The organism is uncultured Paracoccus sp. (assembly GCF_937873615.1).
In the GTDB taxonomy this organism is placed as follows: domain Bacteria; phylum Pseudomonadota; class Alphaproteobacteria; order Rhodobacterales; family Rhodobacteraceae; genus Paracoccus.
Genome location: NZ_CALMYP010000017.1, coordinates 100,878 through 119,060, shown reverse-complemented (window position 1 = coordinate 119,060; position 18,183 = coordinate 100,878). Strand labels below are relative to the sequence as shown.

The window sequence follows — 18,183 nt, the reverse complement described above, 5'->3', positions numbered from 1 at the left end:
CTTCGCGAGATGAGGGCGCCATGAGCCGATTTTCCTTCACCCTGAACGCCACCGACGGGCGTGCCCGCACCGGCATCATCGACACGCCGCGCGGCCAGATCCGCACGCCCGCCTTCATGCCGGTCGGCACGGCGGCGACGGTCAAGGCGATGCTGCCGGAATCGGTCGCGGCGACCGGGGCCGATATCCTTCTGGGCAATACCTATCACCTGATGCTGCGCCCCGGCGCCGAACGCATCGCCCGCCTGGGGGGGCTGCACCGCTTCATGAACTGGGATCGCCCGATCCTGACCGATAGCGGCGGCTTTCAGGTGATGAGCCTCGCCGATCTTCGCAAGCTCACCGAGGACGGCGTGACCTTCGCCAGCCATGTCGACGGCTCGCGCCATTTCCTCAGCCCGGAAACCAGCATGGAGATCCAGCGCCTGCTGGGATCGGATATCGTCATGGCCTTCGACGAATGCCCGGCGCTGCCGGCGACCGAAGAACGTCAGGCCGAGGCGATGCGGCTGTCGATGCGTTGGGCCGAGCGTTCGCGAGATGCCTTCGGCGACCGGCCCGGACATGCGCTCTTCGGGATCATGCAGGGCGGCGTTCTGCGCCATCTGCGCGAGGAAAGCGCCGAGGCCCTGCGCGGGATCGGCTTTGACGGCTATGCCATCGGCGGGCTTGCGGTGGGCGAGGGGCAGGAGGCGATGTTCGAGGTGCTCGATTACGCGCCGGACCTGCTGCCCGGGGACAAGCCGCGCTATCTGATGGGGGTGGGCAAGCCCGACGATATCGTCGGCGCGGTGCAGCGCGGCGTCGACATGATGGATTGCGTGCTGCCCTCGCGCTCGGGGCGGACCGGGCAGGCCTGGACCCGGCGCGGGCAGGTCAATATCAAGAACGCGCGCCATGCCGACGATCCGCGCCCGCTGGACGAGGAATGCAGCTGCCCGGCCTGCCGGGGCTATTCCCGCGCCTATCTGCACCATGTCTTCCGCGCCGGGGAAATGATCTCGGGCATGTTGCTGACCTGGCACAATCTGCACTACTACCAGCAGATCATGGGCGAAATGCGCGCGGCCATCGCCGAGGCGCGGCTCGATGCCTGGGTGGCGGATTTCCACGCATTGCGTGCGCAGGGTGACATCCCGCCGCTGTGAACGGGATTGAACCCGCTGCGATTCGCGCTAAAGCTGATCGCAAATGACTGTTTTGTATGATCGCCCCGCACAATTTTCCGACGCTGCGATTTTCTCCTGTGACGCGGCCCATCTTCCTTATGCTTGGGTCGCCGCCGGCCAGATCGACCGCTTGGAGCAGGGGCGTCGCTTCGATATCGTCATTGCCTCGCCCGATACGGACTGCGTGCCGGCGCGACTGCGCGACGGCCCGATCCGCTGGGTCAGGCTGGACATTGCCGCGATCCCAAAGATCACTCATCCCAACGCCCGCATCACCCTTGGCACCTTCTATCGCCACCTGTTGCCAGAGCTTCTGCAGGCCGACTATGCGCGGCTTCTCTATATGGATACGGATACCTGGCAGCGCCGGGCCGGGATGCAGGGCCTGTTCGATGCGGTGTCGGGTGAATGGCCGCTGGCGGCCTCGTTGACCTTCCTGCATCAGCCGGAACTGCGCACCCGTGCCAGTCAGCGGAACCGGGACCGCTCGCGCGAGGTCATTGCCGATCTGGGGGGCAGAAAAGGGCGCTTCTTCCAGTCCGGGGTGATGATGATGCAGACCGGCCCGCATGTCGCCGAACGGATCGGGCGAAGGGTGCTGGAATTCGCCGAACGGCGCTTCGATCTGCTGAAAAAGCACAAGCTGGGCGATCAGGCGGCGATGAACGGTGCCGCCGCAGACCTGACCGTGACCATGGACCCGCGCTGGAACTGGCATCTGGCACGCTGGCGGCGGGGCGATCTGGTCAGGCGCTTCGACCCTTTCATCATGCATTTCGCCGGCGCCGAGAAACCCTGGCTGATCACCGACGATCCTGCGGTGAGCGAGATCAACGAGGTCTGGTTCCGCGACCTGAAAGTCTGGGACCCCGGCTTTGTACCGCAGCCGGCCAAGGGCTCTCTGGCATGGCGGGCGGACAATCCGCGCTACGGGATTGCCGCTCTCGATGCCTTGCAGCGGCGTTTCAGGGCGGCGCGACTGGCCTGGAAGAACGGCCGCGCCCCCCGCATGGGCGAAGCGGGCGCGCGCGCCATGCAGCAATTGATCGATACGGCAGAGCTTCGCTCATCGGCAGCAGAAACGTGACGGAATTTACCAATTGTCAATCGGTCTCTGGTCATAAAAACAAGATGCTGTTACGGCAACGGAACGGCGGACGACCCGCCCATTGAACGGACAGACCTTTATGACTGAATTTACAACCATAACAACGACCGACGCTCTTGCCGCATTTTGCGAGCAGGCGAAAGCGCAGCCTTATGTCACCATCGACACCGAGTTCCTGCGCGAGCGGACATTCTATTCGCGGCTCTGCCTGATCCAGATGGCGCTGCCCCCGGCATCGGGCGCGAAGACTGACGGTGGCCCTGCGGTTCTGGTCGATCCGCTGACCTTCGGGCTGTCGCTGGAACCGCTTTACGATCTGTTCCGGCATGAAAGCACGGTGAAGGTTTTCCACGCCGCCCGTCAGGATCTGGAGATATTCTTCCACGACGCGGGTGTTTTCCCGACGCCGCTTTTCGACACCCAGATCGCTGCGATGGTGTGCGGCTTCGGCGAGCAGGTCGGTTATGAAACGCTGGTGCGGCGGATTGCGAAGGGCAATCTCGACAAGTCGTCCCGCTTTACCGACTGGTCGCAGCGGCCCCTGTCGAAGGCGCAGCAGGATTATGCGATTGCCGATGTCACCCATCTGCGTGCCATCTATGAACATCTTCGGGCCGATTTGGACAAGACCGGTCGCAGCCCCTGGGTGGCCGAGGAGGTCGCTGTACTGGTCGACCCCGAGACCTATATCTCTCGTCCCGAGGATGCCTGGCAGCGTGTGCGCACGCGCACCAATTCGCCACGTTTCCTGGCCGTGGTGCGCAAGCTTGCCGAATTCCGCGAGGAATATGCGCAGAACAAGAACGTACCGCGTTCGCGCGTGTTCAAGGATGACGCTCTGGTCGAACTGGCGTCAACCCGACCGCAAACCGAGGCCGAGCTTGGTCGCTCGCGGCTTCTGCTGCGCGAGGGTCGCAAGCCCGAGATCGCGCAGGGGATCCTCGCCGCCGTGAAGGCAGGGCTGGACGATCCCGATCCGCCGCGCGTGCCGAAGGAACAGCACAACCCCCCCGGCAATGCCGCATTGGGAGAGTTGCTGCGCGTGCTTCTCAAGGCCAAGGCCGAGGAAACCGGGGTGGCGCCAAAGCTGATCGCCACCACGTCGGAGCTTGACGCCATCGCGCAGGGGAACCGCGATGTGCCGGCGCTTCACGGCTGGCGCGCCAAGGTTTTCGGGCTGGATGCGCTGCGCCTTGCGGGCGGAGAGATTGCGCTCTCTGCCGAAGGTGGCGCGATCCGTGTTGTCGATCTGACGTGAGGGTCGGGCTGCGACCGCTCGGAGAGGCGGATATCGCGCAGGTCCAGCGGGGCATCCGGGACGCCGAGGCAGAAAAATGGCTGTCCTCGGTGCCTTGGCCCTATCGGTTGAACGATACCGCCCAGGTCCTACTGCGGCTGGCGCGCGGCTGCGATCAGGCAATCACGGTCGATGGTGAATTCGCCGGTGTGATCCGCTGCGTGGGCGAGCCTGGCTATTGGGTGCTGCCGGAGTTTCGCCGTCAGGGCGTCGCCACGCAGGCCATGGTGATCGTGCTGCAGGACCGCTTTGCCGAAGGTGCGCAGAGCATCGAGGCCGCCCATCACGCGGGCAATACCGCCTCGCGGCGGATGCTTCTGCGCTTGGGTTTCGTCGATTGCGATCAGGATCGCCCGGACAGCGCGCCCGGCGACGATGCCGGGCCACGGAGCATGGTCCTGACACCCGAGGCCTTCGCCGAAAGCGAGGGGCTGCGCCACGCCGCCGGGTTCCGCATTGCCACGCTGCGCACGGTGATGGACCAGCTTGCGCCCGAAGACATGCCGGCGCTGCATGCGATCCTGACCGATCCGGACAATGCGCGGATGCTGATGCGCTTTCATCCCGGCCAGAGCGTCGGCGATATTGCCGAACTTCTGGCCGGCGATATCGACACCGCGTCGCGGCCCCTGCGTCTGGCCGTGCGCGTCGCCGGTCGCTGTGTCGGGACCATCGGCGTGGGCGATGGCGATGAGCCGGCGATTTTCTACAGCCTGGCGCGGGATGTGACCGGGCGGGGCATCGCCTCGGAAATCGTGCCGGCCTTCTGCGCGGCTGTCCGGCACCGCTTCGGGCTTGAGGTGCTGCGCGCCGAGGTCTTCCGCGACAACCCGGCCTCAAGGCGGGTGCTGGAGAAGGCCGGCTTCCGAGAGATCCGGCTTGGCATGCTGACATCGGTCGCGCGCGACCTTCCCGAAGTGGGATGGGTCATGCAACTGGGCTGACGAGAGGCCTTACCAGCGAAGGACGACCGCGCCCCAGCTCAGCCCGCCGCCAATGGCTTCCGTCACCACCACGTCGCCCGCGTTCAGCTTGCCGTCGCGATCCGCGACCGACAGCGCCAGCGGGATCGAGGCGGCCGAGGTATTGCCGTGATCGGCAACGGTCAGCACGACCTTGTCCATCGGCAGGTTCATGCGCTGCGCGGTGGCGGCGATGATGCGGGCATTGGCCTGATGCGGCACCAGCCAGTCGATATCGCCCGGCGTCAGCCCGGCCTTGTCGATGGCGCGATGCGCGGTCTCGGCCAGTTTCTCGACCGCGTGGCGGAACAGGACATTGCCCTGCATCCGCAGCTTGCCGGCGGTGCCGGTGGTGGACACGCCGCCATCGACATAAAGAATGTCGCGATAGTTGCCATCGCTGTTCAGATCGGTGGAGAGAATTCCGCGCTCGCCCGCGGCGGCTTCCAGCACCACAGCGCCGGCGCCGTCGCCGAACAGCACGCAGGTGCCGCGATCTTCCCAGTCCATCAGCCGGCTGAAGGTCTCGGCGCCGATGACCAGCACGCGCTCGGCTTGGCCCGAGCGGATCAGCCCGTCGGCATTCGCAAGCGCGAAGACGAAACCCGCGCAGACCGCCTGCACGTCGAAGGCGAAACCGCGCGTCATGCCCAGACCTGCCTGCACCATGGTGGCGACCGAGGGGAAGGTCAGGTCGGGGGTCGAGGTGGCGACGATGATCGCGTCGATCTGATCGGCCGCCAGCCCGGCGCGCTCAAGCGCGGCTTTGGCGGCCTCGATGGCCATCTGCGAGGTGGTCTCGCCCTCGGCGGCGAAATGGCGGCGCTCGATCCCGGTGCGGGTGCGGATCCATTCGTCCGAAGTGTCGATCCTGTCTTCGAACCAGCTGTTTTCGACCACGCGTTCGGGCAGGTAATGGCCGGTGCCGCGGATCACGGCGCGGGGGCTCACGGCGCGGATCCTTCGGTCGGGGAGGCGGTCAGGGCGCGGGCATCCTCGACGCTCGCGGCGGCCTCGGCCACGCGGGCGGCCAGACGATCCTGAAAGCCCGACTGGGCCAGCTGGAAGGCCAGCTTGATCGCCGCCGAAACCCCGGTTGCATCGGCCGAGCCATGCGATTTCACCACCATGCCGTTCAACCCGAGAAACACGCCGCCGTTGACCCTGCGCGGATCTATGCGCTTCTGCAAGCGCTTCAGCGAGGTCATGGCCAGAAGCGCCGCGATCTTCGACATGATCGAATTGGCGAAGGCTTCCTTCAGGAAGTCGCTGACCAGCTTGGCGGTGCCTTCGCCGGTCTTCAGCGCCACATTGCCGGTGAAGCCGTCGGTCACGATCACATCGGTCCGGCTGGAGGGCAGGTCGCCGCCCTCGACAAAGCCCACGTAATCGAAGCCGCCGGTATCCTGCGCCGCGCCGATCAGCTCATGCGCCTGTTTCAGCTCGGCCCGGCCCTTGTGCTCCTCGGTGCCGACATTCAGCAGGCCGACGCGGGGGCGTTCGACCCCCAGACCGTTGCGCGCGTAGGAGGCCCCCATCAGCGCATATTGCAGCAGGTCGGTGGCATCGGCGCGGATATCGGCGCCGCAATCCAGCATGACGTTGAAGCCCTGCGGATTGCGCGAGGGCCAGAGGCAGGCGATGGCGGGCCGGTTCACGCCGGGCAGCTTGCGCAGCCGGATCATCGACAGCGCCATGAGCGCGCCGGTGTTGCCGCAGGAAACCGCGATCGAAGCCTCGCCCGCGCGCACCGATTCGACCGCCGACCACATCGAGGTGCCCTTGGCGTTGCGGATCACCTGACCGGGCTTGTCGTCCATGGTCACGACATCGGCTGCATCGCGGATCTCGCAGCGCCCGGCGAGGTCGCGCTTCCTGGCGATCAGCCGGGACAGTTCGGCCTCGGGGCCGTGGACGATGAAGCGGATATCGGGGTTCTTCTCGGCGCTGCGGGCGATGCCGGCGACGATGGCCGAAGGCCCGTGATCGCCGCCCATCGCGTCAACGGAAATGACCACGCCGCCCCCTTGCCGGGGGCTGCGTGGTGCATCTGTGTCCGCTGTCTGCGTCATGCAGCTTGCTCAGCCGCTCAGGCCGCGTCGTCTTCCAGGTCGATCTCGGCCGACTGGGCCACGACTTCGCGATCCGCGTAATGGCCGCAGGACGGGCAGACGTGATGCGGGCGCTTCAACTCGCCGCAGGAGGGGCATTCATTCGGGTTCGCCGCCGACAGGGCATCATGCGCACGGCGCATGTTACGCTTGGAACGGGTCACGCGGTTCTGAGGGACAGCCATGTCTCAACCTCGGGTCAGGGGCCGCGCAGTCCGTGCGGGGCCGGTGTAAAAATAGATCAGAGCCGCGGCAATAGGGGACAACCGTGCCGGAAGCAAGCAGAAAGCTGACCGGTATGATTGGCCCGAGCGCGCGGCCCGTGAACGCCGGAACATAGCGATTCTTCGCCATTGTGCAAGGCCGTATCTGCCGGCTTCGGCATCTATCGAAGGCCGGCTGCCGCGCGGGCCAGATCCTCGGGGCGGTTGATGTTGAAAAATGCCTGTGCGCTTCCGTCGAAACGCGCGATCTGAGCGCCATTTGCGGCGGCGAAGGCGCGGATGCGGCGTTCTCCACTCATTAGTGCATCGCGCAGCGCATCCCGTAACGTCACCGGCCAGAGGCCAAAGGTCGGGTGCAGATCGGGCGCCTCCCCATCCGCCGCGATGGCCAGACCCGTTGGTCCCGCCACGTCCTGCAGGTGCCGGGCCAGATCGGCGGGCAGGAAAGGCGTGTCACCAGCCGCCGAGATCACGGCTTTCGCGCCCAGACCCGCCGCCCAGTCCATCCCGGCAAGGATGCCGGCCAGCGGGCCGGGATAATCCGGCATTTCGTCGGGCAGGACCCTCAGCCCGAAGCCCGCAAACCGCGCCGGATCGCCATTGGCGCTGATCGCGATTGCGCCGACCTGCGGGCGCAGCCTTTCGATCACATGGCCCAGCAGCGGCTTGCCCTGCAGTTCCAGCAGCACCTTGTCGCCGCCGCCCATGCGGCTGGCCCGCCCGCCGGCCAGAATGACGGCGGGTGGCAGGATCACGCGATCCCCGCCGTGACCAGCCCGCGCGCCAGCTTCACGAAGGCTTTCGAGGCCGCACTTTCGGGCGTCGACACCACCACCGGGGTGCCCGCATCCGAAGCCAGCCGCACATCGAGTTCCAGCGGCAGTTCCCCCAGCAGCGGCACGCCCAGCTTCTCGGCCTCGGCGGCGACGCCGCCATGGCCGAAGATATGCTCTTCATGGCCGCATTGGGTGCAGACATGGACGGCCATGTTCTCGATCAGGCCGAGGATCGGGACATTCAGCCGCTTGAACATGTCGATCCCCTTGCGCGCATCCAGCAGGGCCACGTCCTGCGGGGTCGAAACCACGATGGCGCCGTCGACATGGGCCTTCTGCGACAGCGACAGCTGCACATCGCCGGTGCCGGGCGGCAGGTCGATGATCAGGCAGTCGAGTTCGCCCCATTGCACCTGAAACAGCATCTGCTGCAGCGCGCCCATCAGCATCGGGCCGCGCCAGATGATCGCCTCGTCTTCCTTGGTCAAAAGACCCAGCGACATCAGCTTCACCCCGTGCCCGTCCATCGGGACGATGGTCTTGCCGTCCGGGCTGGCGGGCCGCCCCGAGACCCCCATCATGCGCGGCTGGCTGGGTCCGTAGACATCGGCGTCCAGCAGCCCGACGCGCCGCCCCTCGGCCGCGAGTGCGGCGGCAAGGTTCGCGGCCACGGTCGATTTGCCGACCCCGCCCTTGCCCGAGGCGATGGCGATGACATGACGCACCCCCGGCACGCGTTCGGGCGCGTTCGGGCTTTTGGCCTTGGGTTTCAGATCCGGCGGCACCTTGTCGCTATGCGCGGTCAGCACGCCCGCGACTTTGGTCACGCCGGGCAGGGCGCGGATGGCGGCTTCGGCCCGGGCCAGCATCGCCTCCATCGCCTCGGCCTCGGCCGGGTCGATTTCCATGACGAAACGCACCTCGCCCGAGGGCTCGACCGTGATCGCCCGGGCAATGCCCGCGTCGATCAGGTTGCCGCCTTTCGGGGCTGCGATGCCGCGAAGCGCCTCGGTCACGATGTCCTTGCTGAGCGCCATTTCCGGTTTACGCCGCCGCCAGAGCATCGATGATCGGCCCGAAATCGGCCGCCTTGAGGCTGGCGCCGCCGACAAGCGCGCCGTTCACATGCGGAATGTCGAAGATCTCGCTGGCATTGCCGGGCTTGACGCTGCCGCCATAGAGCAGGGTGAAATCCGCGCCATCGGCGAAACGCGCGGCCAGTTTCTCGCGCATCAGGGCATGAACCTCGGCGATCTGGTCATTGGTCGGGGTGCGCCCGGTGCCGATGGCCCAGACCGGCTCATAGGCGATGACGGTATTGGCGGCGGTTGCGGCATCGGGCACCGAGCCGGCAAGCTGCGTCGCGATCACGTCGAGCGTCTGGCCGCCGTCGCGCTCGGCTTCGGTCTCGCCGATGCAGATCACCGCGACCAGCCCGGCACCGTAGGCGGCCCCGGCCTTGGCGGCGACCTGCGGATCGGTCTCAGCATGGTCGGTGCGACGCTCGGAATGGCCGAGGATGACATGGCTCGCGCCCGCATCGCGCAGCATCGCGGCGCTGATATCGCCGGTATGGGCGCCGGCATCCTTCGCGTGGCAATCCTGCCCGCCGATGGCGACCTCGCCCGAATGGGCGACAGCCGCCGTGATCAGCGTGGCGGGCGGGCAGATCAGCACGTCGCAGCCATTGTCGCGCGCGGCAATCGCGTCAAGCTCTGCCAGGGCGGCGGTCAGGCCGTTCATCTTCCAGTTTCCGGCGGCGAGTTTCTTCGGGGCCATCATGTCCTCCTGTGGTTGGAAGGAGGGATAGGCCCCCACGGCCCGGCATTCAAGCCTGCGGGGCGGTCCCTGTGTCACTGTGATCCAGCTTGAAGGACACCGATTCGCCGCAGCCGCAGGCATCGGCGACATTCGGATTGCGAAACTTGAAGCCGGATTCGAGCAATCCGGTTTCATAATCGATCTCGGTCCCGAACAGGAACATCTGCGCGGTCGGGGCGATCAGCACCCGGGCGCCGTTCTGTTCGATCACCTCGTCGGATTTTTCCGCCTCGGCGACCATGTCCATAGTGTATTCCATCCCCGCGCAGCCGCCCTTCTTCAGCCCGATCTTCAGACCGTAAGCATCCTTGCCGGCCATGAGCCGGGCAATCTGGCGTTCTGCCGCAGGCGTGATGGTGACCGGGGCCTGTCCGGGGATCGAGAACATGTCTTAACCTCTGTTGCGCCCCCATAAGGTAAGGAGCGACGGGGACATTCTCAAGATGCCTGCGCCTGTCGGGCCAGAACTGGTTCGTCGGTTCCCCGCAGCCGAAGGTGTTGGCAGGACCTGAACCTGTTTCGGAAAGGCAGGACTGCTTTGCGCGCTGCTGCCGCCTTTCAATGAATACCCCACCCATTCCACGCCCGGATAGTCCGCTTGACAGGCAAGGAATGCCCCCGTAAAGAGCCACATCGCGACCGAATCCGCTGGAAATCACAGGATTCGCTTGCATCTGACGGGGCCGCCCCCTATAGGGCGGCTTCTCAGTTTTTATACAGGTCCGATGCTGGCGCCGCGTGGTGTGTCGTCAGCCTCTCGACTGGAACCCTCAAAGCTCCGAGGGATGACGATGCAAAGTCAGAATATCCGCATTCGGCTGAAGGCGTTCGATTACCGCGTGCTGGATGCCAGCACCCAGGAAATCGTGAACACCGCCAAGCGCACGGGTGCCACGGTTCGCGGGCCGATCCCGCTGCCGAACAAGATCGAGAAATTCACCGTCCTGCGCGGTCCGCATATCGACAAGAAATCGCGCGATCAGTGGGAAATCCGCACGCATAAGCGTCTGCTGGACATCGTCGATCCGACGCCGCAGACCGTCGACGCGCTGATGAAGCTCGACCTCGCCGCCGGCGTGGATGTCGAGATCAAGGTGTAAGGGGGCGGACATGCGTACGGGTGTTATCGCCAAGAAGCTGGGCATGACCCGGCTGTTTCTGGAAGACGGCCGCCAGGTTCCGGTGACCGTCCTTCATCTCGACAATCTGCAAGTGGTCGCGCAGCGCACCGCCGAGAAGGATGGCTATGTCGCCGTCCAGCTGGGCGCGGGCGATGCCAAGGCCAAGCGGGTTTCCGCGCCGCTGCGCGGTCATTTTGCCAAGGCCGGTGTCGCGCCGAAGCGCAAGATCGCCGAGTTCCGCGTTTCCGAAGACAATCTGGTCGATGTGGGCGAAGAGATCGTGGCCGATCACTATTTCGCCGGCCAGTTCGTCGACGTTGCCGGCACCTCGATCGGTAAGGGCTTCGCGGGCGCCATGAAGCGTCACAATTTCGGCGGTCTGCGCGCCTCGCACGGTGTGTCGATCAGCCACCGCTCGCATGGTTCGACCGGCCAGTGCCAGGACCCCGGCAAGGTGTTCAAGGGCAAGAAGATGGCAGGTCATCTGGGTGCCGTTCGCGTCACCACGCAGAATCTGCAGGTCGTGCGCACCGACAGCGACCGTGGCCTGATCATGGTCAAGGGCTCGGTTCCGGGCTCGAAAGGTGGCTGGGTCGTCATCAAGGACGCCGTCAAGAAAGCGCTGCCCGAGAACCTGGTTACCCCGGCCGCGACCCGTTCGACGCTGAAGGAAGCTCAGCGTATCGCCGAGGAAGCCGCCGCTGCCGCCGCCGCCGAGGAAGAAGCCGCCCGCAAGGCCGCCGCTGAAGCCGAAGCCGCTGCTCAGGCTGCCGCCCTGGCCGAAGCCGAAGCCTCGATCGAGGCAGATCAGGCCGCCGAAGGCGATGCTGCTCCTGAAGGAGACAAGGAATGAAACTCGATGTGATCAAGCTGGACTCGGGCAAGGCCGGGTCGATCGAGCTGGCCGACGAGATCTTCGGGCTGGAGCCCCGTGGCGACCTGCTGCAGCGCGTCGTGCGCTGGCAGAACGCCAAGGCGCAGGCCGGCACCCATTCGGTGCTGGGCAAGTCGGACGTGTCCTACTCGACCAAGAAGATCTATCGCCAGAAGGGCACCGGTGGCGCGCGTCACGGTTCGCGCAAGGCGCCGATCTTCCGCAAGGGCGGTGTCTACAAGGGTCCGACCCCGCGCAGCCACGCCTTCGATCTGCCGAAGAAGGTCCGCGCCCTCGGTCTTAAGCATGCCCTGTCGGCGAAAGCCACTGCGGGCGAGCTGGTGATCGTCGAGGATCTGAACCTCGCCGATGCCAAGACCGCCGCCGTCGCCAAGGCCGTGAAGGAAAACGGCTGGAAGCGTGTGCTGGTCATCGACGGTGCCGATGTCAACGAAGGTTTTGCCCGCGCCGCGCGCAACCTCGAAGGCGTCGATGTGCTGCCCTCGATCGGTGCCAATGTCTATGACATCCTCAAGCGCGACACGCTGGTGATCACGCGGGCTGGTGTCGAAGCTCTGGAGGCTCGCCTGAAATGAGCGCGAAAGCTGAACATTACGACGTGATCCGCAAGCCGGTCATCACCGAAAAGGCGACCCTGGCGGGCGAATCGAACGCCTTCGTCTTCGAAGTGGCGATGGATGCGAACAAGCCGCAGATCAAGGAAGCTGTGGAAAACCTGTTCGACGTGAAGGTCAAGGCCGTGAACACGACCGTGACCAAGGGCAAGCACAAGCGTTTCCGTGGCCGCCCCGGCGTCCGTTCGGACGTGAAGAAGGCCTATGTCACGCTGGAAGCCGGCAACACCATCGACGTGTCCACCGGCCTCTGATCGAGGTTTGAAAGATCGCGGTCTCCGCCAGGCGGGGGCCGCCTGAGTTTTTGACGAAACAAAGCAACGGAAGACAGAAAGATGGCACTCAAGTCGTATAAACCGACGACGCCTGGCCAGCGCGGGCTGGTTCTGATCGACCGTTCGGAGCTTTGGAAAGGTCGTCCGGTCAAAACCCTCACCGAGGGTCTGACCAAGAAGGGCGGCCGGAACAATACCGGACGGATCACCATGCGCCGCAAGGGCGGCGGCGCCAAGCGCCTGTATCGCATCGTCGATTTCAAGCGTAACAAGTTCGATGTCGCGGCGACGGTCGAGCGGATCGAATACGATCCCAACCGCACCGCCTTCATCGCGCTGATCAAATATGACGATGGCGAGCAGGCCTATATCCTGGCCCCGCAGCGTCTGGCCGTGGGCGACAAGGTGATCGCCGGCGCCAAGGTCGACGTGAAGCCGGGCAACACCATGCCCTTCAGCGGTATGCCCATCGGCACGATCGTCCACAATGTGGAACTCAAGCCCGGCAAGGGTGGCCAGATTGCCCGTTCGGCGGGGACCTATGCCCAGTTCGTCGGTCGTGACGGTGGCTATGCCCAGATCCGTCTGAGCTCGGGCGAGCTGCGTCTGGTCCGCCAGGAATGCATGGCGACCATCGGTGCCGTCTCGAATGCCGATCATTCGAACCAGAACCTCGGCAAGGCCGGTCGCAACCGCCACAAGGGCATCCGTCCGAGCGTTCGCGGTGTCGCCATGAACCCGATCGACCACCCGCATGGTGGTGGTGAGGGCCGGACCTCGGGTGGCCGCACGCCGGTCACGCCTTGGGGCAAGGACACCAAGGGCAAGAAGACCCGCTCGAACAAGTCGACCGACAAGTATATCCTGCGGTCGCGTCACGCGAAGAAGGGGCGTTAATCCATGGCACGTTCTGTTTGGAAAGGCCCGTTCGTCGACGCTTACGTGTTGAAGAAGGCCGAGAAGGCCCGCGAGTCGGGCAAGTCGGATGTCATCAAGATCTGGTCGCGCCGTTCGACCATCCTGCCGCAATTCGTCGGTCTGACCTTTGGCGTCTACAATGGCCAGAAGCATATCCCGGTCAATGTGAGCGAGGATATGATCGGTCAGAAATTCGGTGAATATTCGCCGACCCGGACCTATTACGGTCACGCGGCCGACAAGAAAGCGAAAAGGAAGTAATCGTCATGGGTAAGGAAAAGAATCCGCGCCGCGTGGCGGAGAACGAGGCGATGGCGAAGACCCGCATGCTGCGCGTCAGCCCGCAGAAACTGAACCTCGTCGCCGGCCTGATCCGCGGCAAGAAGGTTGAAAAGGCCCTGTCGGACCTGACCTTCTCGCACAAGCGCATCGCGGGCGATGTGAAGAAGTGCCTGCAATCGGCCATCGCCAACGCCGAGAACAACCACAACCTCGATGTCGACAACCTGATCGTCGCCGAGGCCTGGGTCGGCAAGAACCTGGTCATGAAGCGCGGCCGTCCGCGGGCGCGTGGCCGTTATGGCCGGATCATGAAGCCGTTCTCGGAAATCACCATCAAGCTGCGTGAGGTCGATCCGGCCGCTGCCGCGGCTGCTGCCGAAGCCAAGAAGGCTTCGCGCAAGACCGCCAAGGCAGACACCGCAGAGGAGCAAGCGTAATGGGTCAGAAGGTAAACCCCGTCGGGATGCGCCTCCAGGTCAACCGCACCTGGGACAGCCGCTGGTATGCCGATGACAAGGACTACGGCGATCTTCTGCTCGAAGACCTGAAGATCCGGGACTTTGTCAAGAAGGAAGCCAAGCAGGCCGGCATCAGCCGCGTCATCATCGAGCGTCCGCACAAGAAGTGCCGCGTGACCATTCACGCCGCGCGTCCGGGCGTCATCATCGGCAAGAAGGGCGCCGATATCGAGGTTCTGCGCAAGAAGCTTGCCCAGTTCACCGATTCGGAACTGCACCTCAACATCGTCGAGGTCCGCAAGCCGGAACTGGACGCCCAGCTGGTGGCCGAATCCATCGCCCAGCAGCTTGAGCGCCGGGTCTCGTTCCGCCGTGCCATGAAGCGCTCGGTTCAGAACGCGATGCGCATGGGTGCCCTCGGTATCCGCGTCAACGTCGCCGGCCGTCTGGGCGGTGCCGAGATCGCGCGGACCGAATGGTATCGCGAAGGCCGTGTGCCGCTGCACACCCTGCGCGCCGATATCGACTATGCGCTGGCGGAAGCCATGACCCCTTACGGGATCATCGGCATCAAGGTCTGGATCTTCAAGGGCGAGATCATGGAACATGATCCGTCCGCCCGCGACCGTAAGGCCGCCGAGGCGCAGGAAGGTCCGGCCCCGCGTGGCCCGCGTCGCGACCGCGACGCCCGGTAAGGAGTAGGAAACAATGCTGCAACCGAAACGGACCAAGTTCCGCAAACAGCACAAGGGCCGGATTCACGGCGAGGCGAAGGGTGGCTTCGAGCTGAACTTCGGCTCCTTCGCCCTGAAAGCGACCGAGCCGGAGCGTGTGACCGCGCGCCAGATCGAAGCGGCCCGCCGCGCGATCACCCGCCACATGAAGCGTCAGGGCCGGGTCTGGATCCGGATTTTCCCGGACGTTCCGGTCTCCTCGAAGCCGACCGAAGTGCGGATGGGTAAAGGTAAGGGCTCGGTCGATTACTGGGCCGCCCGCGTCCATCCCGGCCGGATCATGTTCGAGATCGACGGCGTCAGCGACACCATCGCCCGCGAGGCCCTGCGTCTCGGCGCGATGAAGCTGCCGGTCATGACCCGCATCGTCGAGCGCTCGGACTGGTAATCCCGGTCTCTGCGATCTGAAACGAAGAACCCCGCCGGAAACGGCGGGGTTTTTTTTGTATAGGATGGAAGCGGCGAAAAGGGCGGAGGGCTCAGCCCAGGAAATCCGCCACCGCATCGGCCACGAGCTTCGGTTCCTCGGCATGAAGCCAATGCCCGCAGCCGGCGATATAGCGCAGCTCGGCCTGCGGGAAATAGGCGTGGATCGCATCGGCGTTCCTGCCCGCGCGCGCATAATCCGATGCGGCACCCGCCAGAAACAGCGCCGGGCCGGTGAACGCGCCGGTCGGCAGGTCCTCGGGCCAGCCGGTCAGCAGGCCCATCTGCTCCGACAGCACCGGCAGGTTCAGCTTCCAGCGTGGCGGCTCGGCCTTCAGATCGAGGCTTTGCAGCAGGAAGGCGCGCACGCCCGGATCATCCACGGTTTCGGCCAGTCGCCGGTCGGCTTCCGAGCGCAGTTTTACGCCGGCAAGGTCCAGCCCCTGCATGGCCTCGACATATTCCTGCTGGCTGTGGCGATAGGCGATGGGCGAGATGTCCAGCACCACCAGCCGGCGCAGCATCTCGGGATGGTTCAGCGCCAGTGCCATGGCCGCCTTGCCGCCCATGGAATGCCCGACGATATCGGCAATGCCGCCATGTTCGGCGATAACCCCGGCCAGATCCCGGGCAAGCGCCGGATAGGAATGATCGGTATCATGCGGGGAATCGCCGTGATTGCGCATGTCGACCGAGATGACCTTGCGATGATCGTCCAGCCGCCGCGCCAACCCGCCGAGGTTCTTTGCCGATCCGAAAAGCCCATGCGCCAGCAGCACCGGCGGCAGCCCGTGATCCTCGCCCGAAATGATCGTGTTCAGTTTCATGATGCCAGCTTAGCCGGGCTGGAATGCCGCCGCCAGCCCGACTATGCTGCGCGCCAGGATACGGGGGACAGGATGACGCCGCTGAACGTGAGAAGCTGGGCCGAGGAAGTTGCGGTGCTGATGGCCACGCGTCTTGGCGGCGCGCGCCGGGGCGAGGCGATCGACCTCGACACCATGCTGCGCCGGCGCGGAGGGGCGCTGCCGCGCAATCTCTACAAGAAGGCCGTGGCGCTGCGCGATGCCGAGATGGTGACCAATGCCCCGAAGATCGCCCGCCAGACCGATTTCCGTGCCGCCGCACAGGCCCATGCCGATCTGGTCGCCTATCTGAAACCCTTCGGTCGGATCACGCGGATGCAGGAGAAGGCGACGAATTTCGCGGCCTCCGTGGTCTTCGGCCTGCTGGTTCTGGGCATCGGCATCGTCTGGGTGCTGGTCTGGCAGGGTTACCTTTAGCGGCGCTTCTCTTTGCCGTCGGATTCGGCTATGACGCGCGCTGCAAAGGAACCCGACATGGCCGAACAGAAGAAGCTCTTCATCAAGACCTATGGCTGTCAGATGAATGTCTATGACAGCTCGCGCATGGCCGAGGCGATGGGCGCGGACGGCTATGTCCTGACCGAGGATCAGGGCGAGGCCGACATGGTCCTGCTGAACACCTGCCATATCCGCGAAAAGGCGGCCGAGAAGCTTTATTCCGATCTGGGCCGGCTGAAGCCCTTCAAGGCCGAAAAGCCCGATCTGAAGATCGCCGTCGCCGGCTGCGTCGCCCAGGCCGAGGGCGAGGAGATCGTGAACCGGATGCCTCTGGTCGATCTGGTCGTCGGCCCGCAAAGCTATCACCACCTGCCGGCCATGGCGCGCGGCGAAGGCCCGCGCGTGCTGACCGAATTCCCGGCCGAGGACAAGTTCGACCACCTGCCCAAGCGCGCCACCCGCCGCGCGCCCACCGCCTTCCTGACCGTGCAGGAGGGCTGCGACAAGTTCTGCGCCTTCTGCGTGGTGCCCTATACGCGCGGGGCCGAGGTCTCGCGCCCGGTCGAACGCATCCTGTCGGAAGCCCGCGATCTGGTCGAACGCGGGGTGCGCGAGATCACGCTTCTGGGCCAGAACGTCAATGGCTGGCATGGGGTCGGCGCGGACGGGCAGGAATGGCATTTCGGCCGGCTGATCCGGGCGGTGGCGGAAATCGACGGGCTCGACCGCATCCGCTATACGACCAGCCATCCGAACGATATGACCGATGACCTGATCGAGGCGCATGGGCATGAGCCCAAGCTGATGCCCTATCTGCACCTGCCGGTGCAATCGGGCAGCGACCGGGTCTTGAAGGCGATGAACCGCAAGCATACGGCCGCCGAATATCTGCGCCTGATCGAGCGTATCCGCGCGGCGCGGCCCGACATCATGCTGACCTCGGATTTCATCGCCGGATTCCCGGGCGAGACCGATCAGGACCATCGCGACACGCTGAAGCTGATCGAGGATGTGGGTTACGGCACCGCCTTCAGCTTCAAGTATTCGCCACGCCCCGGCACGCCTGCCGCAGGCCGCGAGGAGGTGCCGGGCGACGTTGCCGATGCGCGCTTGCAGGAATTGCAGGCGCTGCTGAGCCGCCAGCAGAAAGCGGCGCAGGAAAGCATGGTCGGGCGGCGGCTTGGTGTGCTGTTCGAAAAGCCGGGCCGGCTGGACGGGCAGTTGGTCGGCAAGTCCGATTACCTGCATTCCGTCTTCGTCGAGGCGCCCGACGCGAAGGTCGGCGATCTGGTGCAGGTCGAGATCACCCATTCCGCGCCCAACTCGCTTGCCGGCAGGCTGATCTGATGCCGGTCTGGGTCTGGCTGGGCGGGGCGATCCTGCTGGAGGTCATCGGCACCACGGCATTGCAGCAATCGGCGCAATTCTCGCGCTTGTTGCCGACCGCGATCATGGCAATCTGCTATGGGCTGTCTTTCTATGCCTTGTCGGTCGTCGTCCAGCAGATGCCGATGGGTGTCGTCTACGCGATCTGGTCGGGGACCGGGATTGCGCTGATCTCGCTGATCGGGGCGGTGTTTCTGGGCCAGAGGCTCGATACAGCCGCCGTCGCCGGGATCGCGCTGATCGCGGCGGGCGTCGTCGTCATCAACCTGTTTTCCGGTGCCGGCCCGCATTAGGCGGGCCGG

At 65.1% G+C, this 18,183-nt stretch carries 23 protein-coding genes and 1 pseudogene; 16 read left to right on the top strand and 8 right to left on the bottom strand.

Features of this window, described 5'->3' with window-relative positions; translation table 11 throughout:
- Nucleotides 1-20: 20 nt before the first annotated feature.
- The 4 genes from tgt to Q0330_RS05535 all read left to right on the top strand — a co-directional run bounded on the left by tgt (nucleotide 21) and on the right by Q0330_RS05535 (nucleotide 4,518).
- Nucleotides 21-1,148 carry a tRNA guanosine(34) transglycosylase Tgt gene (gene tgt, locus Q0330_RS05550; RefSeq protein WP_299475674.1) on the top strand — a complete coding sequence of 376 codons (1,128 nt, stop codon included), beginning with the start codon at nucleotides 21-23 and terminating at the stop codon, nucleotides 1,146-1,148.
- Nucleotides 1,149-1,191: 43 nt separating this feature from the next.
- Nucleotides 1,192-2,256, top strand: a complete 1,065-nt coding sequence (locus tag Q0330_RS05545) for a glycosyltransferase (RefSeq protein ID WP_299475669.1) — start codon at nucleotides 1,192-1,194, stop codon at nucleotides 2,254-2,256.
- A gap of 100 nt (nucleotides 2,257-2,356) precedes the next feature.
- A complete protein-coding gene (gene rnd / locus Q0330_RS05540) occupies nucleotides 2,357-3,535 on the top strand; it encodes a ribonuclease D (RefSeq protein WP_299475666.1) in 1,179 nt (392 codons plus the stop codon).
- Nucleotides 3,532-4,518: a GNAT family N-acetyltransferase gene (locus Q0330_RS05535; RefSeq protein ID WP_299475663.1), complete on the top strand. Its 987-nt coding sequence runs from the start codon at nucleotides 3,532-3,534 to the stop codon at nucleotides 4,516-4,518. Before rnd ends, Q0330_RS05535 begins: the two co-directional genes overlap by 4 nt.
- 9 nt (nucleotides 4,519-4,527) lie before the next feature.
- Here the strand turns inward: Q0330_RS05535 and Q0330_RS05530 are convergent, their stop codons facing one another.
- The 7 genes from Q0330_RS05530 to Q0330_RS05500 form a co-directional block, all read right to left on the bottom strand.
- Nucleotides 4,528-5,487 carry a beta-ketoacyl-ACP synthase III gene (locus tag Q0330_RS05530; RefSeq protein ID WP_299475660.1) on the bottom strand — a complete coding sequence of 320 codons (960 nt, stop codon included), beginning with the start codon at nucleotides 5,485-5,487 and terminating at the stop codon, nucleotides 4,528-4,530.
- The gene (plsX, locus tag Q0330_RS05525; protein WP_299475657.1) at nucleotides 5,484-6,608 is read right to left on the bottom strand and encodes a phosphate acyltransferase PlsX; all 1,125 of its coding nucleotides are present in this window, start codon (nucleotides 6,606-6,608) and stop codon (nucleotides 5,484-5,486) included. Before plsX ends, Q0330_RS05530 begins: the two co-directional genes overlap by 4 nt.
- A gap of 17 nt (nucleotides 6,609-6,625) precedes the next feature.
- Nucleotides 6,626-6,832, bottom strand: a complete 207-nt coding sequence (gene rpmF / locus Q0330_RS05520) for a 50S ribosomal protein L32 (protein ID WP_299475653.1) — start codon at nucleotides 6,830-6,832, stop codon at nucleotides 6,626-6,628.
- A gap of 200 nt (nucleotides 6,833-7,032) precedes the next feature.
- The gene (mobA, locus tag Q0330_RS05515; RefSeq protein ID WP_299475650.1) at nucleotides 7,033-7,626 is read right to left on the bottom strand and encodes a molybdenum cofactor guanylyltransferase MobA; all 594 of its coding nucleotides are present in this window, start codon (nucleotides 7,624-7,626) and stop codon (nucleotides 7,033-7,035) included.
- On the bottom strand, nucleotides 7,623-8,684 hold the full coding sequence (locus Q0330_RS05510; RefSeq protein ID WP_299475647.1) for an Mrp/NBP35 family ATP-binding protein: 1,062 nt from the start codon (nucleotides 8,682-8,684) through the stop codon (nucleotides 7,623-7,625). Before Q0330_RS05510 ends, mobA begins: the two co-directional genes overlap by 4 nt.
- 7 nt (nucleotides 8,685-8,691) lie before the next feature.
- Nucleotides 8,692-9,426, bottom strand: a complete 735-nt coding sequence (gene tpiA, locus Q0330_RS05505; RefSeq protein ID WP_299475644.1) for a triose-phosphate isomerase — start codon at nucleotides 9,424-9,426, stop codon at nucleotides 8,692-8,694.
- Between the two features lie 49 nt (nucleotides 9,427-9,475).
- A complete protein-coding gene (locus Q0330_RS05500; protein ID WP_299475641.1) occupies nucleotides 9,476-9,856 on the bottom strand; it encodes an iron-sulfur cluster assembly accessory protein in 381 nt (126 codons plus the stop codon).
- 403 nt (nucleotides 9,857-10,259) lie between these two features.
- Here Q0330_RS05500 and rpsJ point away from each other — a divergent pair, with 403 nt between their 5' ends.
- The 9 genes and pseudogenes from rpsJ (at nucleotide 10,260) to rplP (ending at nucleotide 15,153) form a co-directional block, all read left to right on the top strand.
- Nucleotides 10,260-10,568, top strand: a complete 309-nt coding sequence (gene rpsJ / locus Q0330_RS05495; RefSeq protein WP_042247848.1) for a 30S ribosomal protein S10 — start codon at nucleotides 10,260-10,262, stop codon at nucleotides 10,566-10,568.
- A gap of 10 nt (nucleotides 10,569-10,578) precedes the next feature.
- Nucleotides 10,579-11,442, top strand: a complete 864-nt coding sequence (gene rplC / locus Q0330_RS05490; protein WP_299475638.1) for a 50S ribosomal protein L3 — start codon at nucleotides 10,579-10,581, stop codon at nucleotides 11,440-11,442.
- Nucleotides 11,439-12,059, top strand: coding sequence for a 50S ribosomal protein L4 (rplD, locus tag Q0330_RS05485; protein WP_299475635.1), 621 nt, complete (start codon nucleotides 11,439-11,441; stop codon nucleotides 12,057-12,059). The genes rplC and rplD overlap by 4 nt, the downstream gene beginning before the upstream one ends.
- Nucleotides 12,056-12,352 carry a 50S ribosomal protein L23 gene (locus Q0330_RS05480; protein WP_299475632.1) on the top strand — a complete coding sequence of 99 codons (297 nt, stop codon included), beginning with the start codon at nucleotides 12,056-12,058 and terminating at the stop codon, nucleotides 12,350-12,352. The genes rplD and Q0330_RS05480 overlap by 4 nt, the downstream gene beginning before the upstream one ends.
- A gap of 81 nt (nucleotides 12,353-12,433) precedes the next feature.
- Nucleotides 12,434-13,270 carry a 50S ribosomal protein L2 gene (rplB, locus tag Q0330_RS05475; RefSeq protein ID WP_299475629.1) on the top strand — a complete coding sequence of 279 codons (837 nt, stop codon included), beginning with the start codon at nucleotides 12,434-12,436 and terminating at the stop codon, nucleotides 13,268-13,270.
- 3 nt (nucleotides 13,271-13,273) lie between these two features.
- Entirely contained in the window at nucleotides 13,274-13,552 is a 279-nt protein-coding gene (rpsS, locus tag Q0330_RS05470) for a 30S ribosomal protein S19 (RefSeq protein WP_147095517.1), read from the top strand.
- Between the two features lie 5 nt (nucleotides 13,553-13,557).
- Nucleotides 13,558-13,935 (top strand): annotated as a pseudogene (rplV, locus tag Q0330_RS05465) (50S ribosomal protein L22); the annotation flags it as partial.
- 74 nt (nucleotides 13,936-14,009) lie between these two features.
- Nucleotides 14,010-14,726, top strand: coding sequence for a 30S ribosomal protein S3 (gene rpsC / locus Q0330_RS05460; protein WP_299475623.1), 717 nt, complete (start codon nucleotides 14,010-14,012; stop codon nucleotides 14,724-14,726).
- A 13-nt stretch (nucleotides 14,727-14,739) separates the two neighbouring features.
- Nucleotides 14,740-15,153, top strand: coding sequence for a 50S ribosomal protein L16 (gene rplP, locus Q0330_RS05455; protein ID WP_299475620.1), 414 nt, complete (start codon nucleotides 14,740-14,742; stop codon nucleotides 15,151-15,153).
- Nucleotides 15,154-15,244: 91 nt separating this feature from the next.
- Here the strand turns inward: rplP and Q0330_RS05450 are convergent, their stop codons facing one another.
- A complete protein-coding gene (locus Q0330_RS05450) occupies nucleotides 15,245-16,018 on the bottom strand; it encodes an alpha/beta fold hydrolase (protein ID WP_299475617.1) in 774 nt (257 codons plus the stop codon).
- A 72-nt stretch (nucleotides 16,019-16,090) separates the two neighbouring features.
- On the opposite strand from Q0330_RS05450, the gene Q0330_RS05445 reads away from it, so the two are divergent.
- Genes Q0330_RS05445 through Q0330_RS05435 form a run of 3 tightly spaced genes read left to right on the top strand, consistent with a single transcriptional unit; the run spans nucleotide 16,091 to nucleotide 18,174 of the window.
- The gene (locus Q0330_RS05445) at nucleotides 16,091-16,474 is read left to right on the top strand and encodes a hypothetical protein (RefSeq protein WP_299475614.1); all 384 of its coding nucleotides are present in this window, start codon (nucleotides 16,091-16,093) and stop codon (nucleotides 16,472-16,474) included.
- A gap of 57 nt (nucleotides 16,475-16,531) precedes the next feature.
- Nucleotides 16,532-17,842: a tRNA (N6-isopentenyl adenosine(37)-C2)-methylthiotransferase MiaB gene (gene miaB / locus Q0330_RS05440; RefSeq protein ID WP_299475610.1), complete on the top strand. Its 1,311-nt coding sequence runs from the start codon at nucleotides 16,532-16,534 to the stop codon at nucleotides 17,840-17,842.
- Entirely contained in the window at nucleotides 17,842-18,174 is a 333-nt protein-coding gene (locus Q0330_RS05435; protein WP_299475607.1) for a multidrug efflux SMR transporter, read from the top strand. The genes miaB and Q0330_RS05435 overlap by 1 nt, the downstream gene beginning before the upstream one ends.
- Nucleotides 18,175-18,183 lie beyond the last annotated feature (9 nt).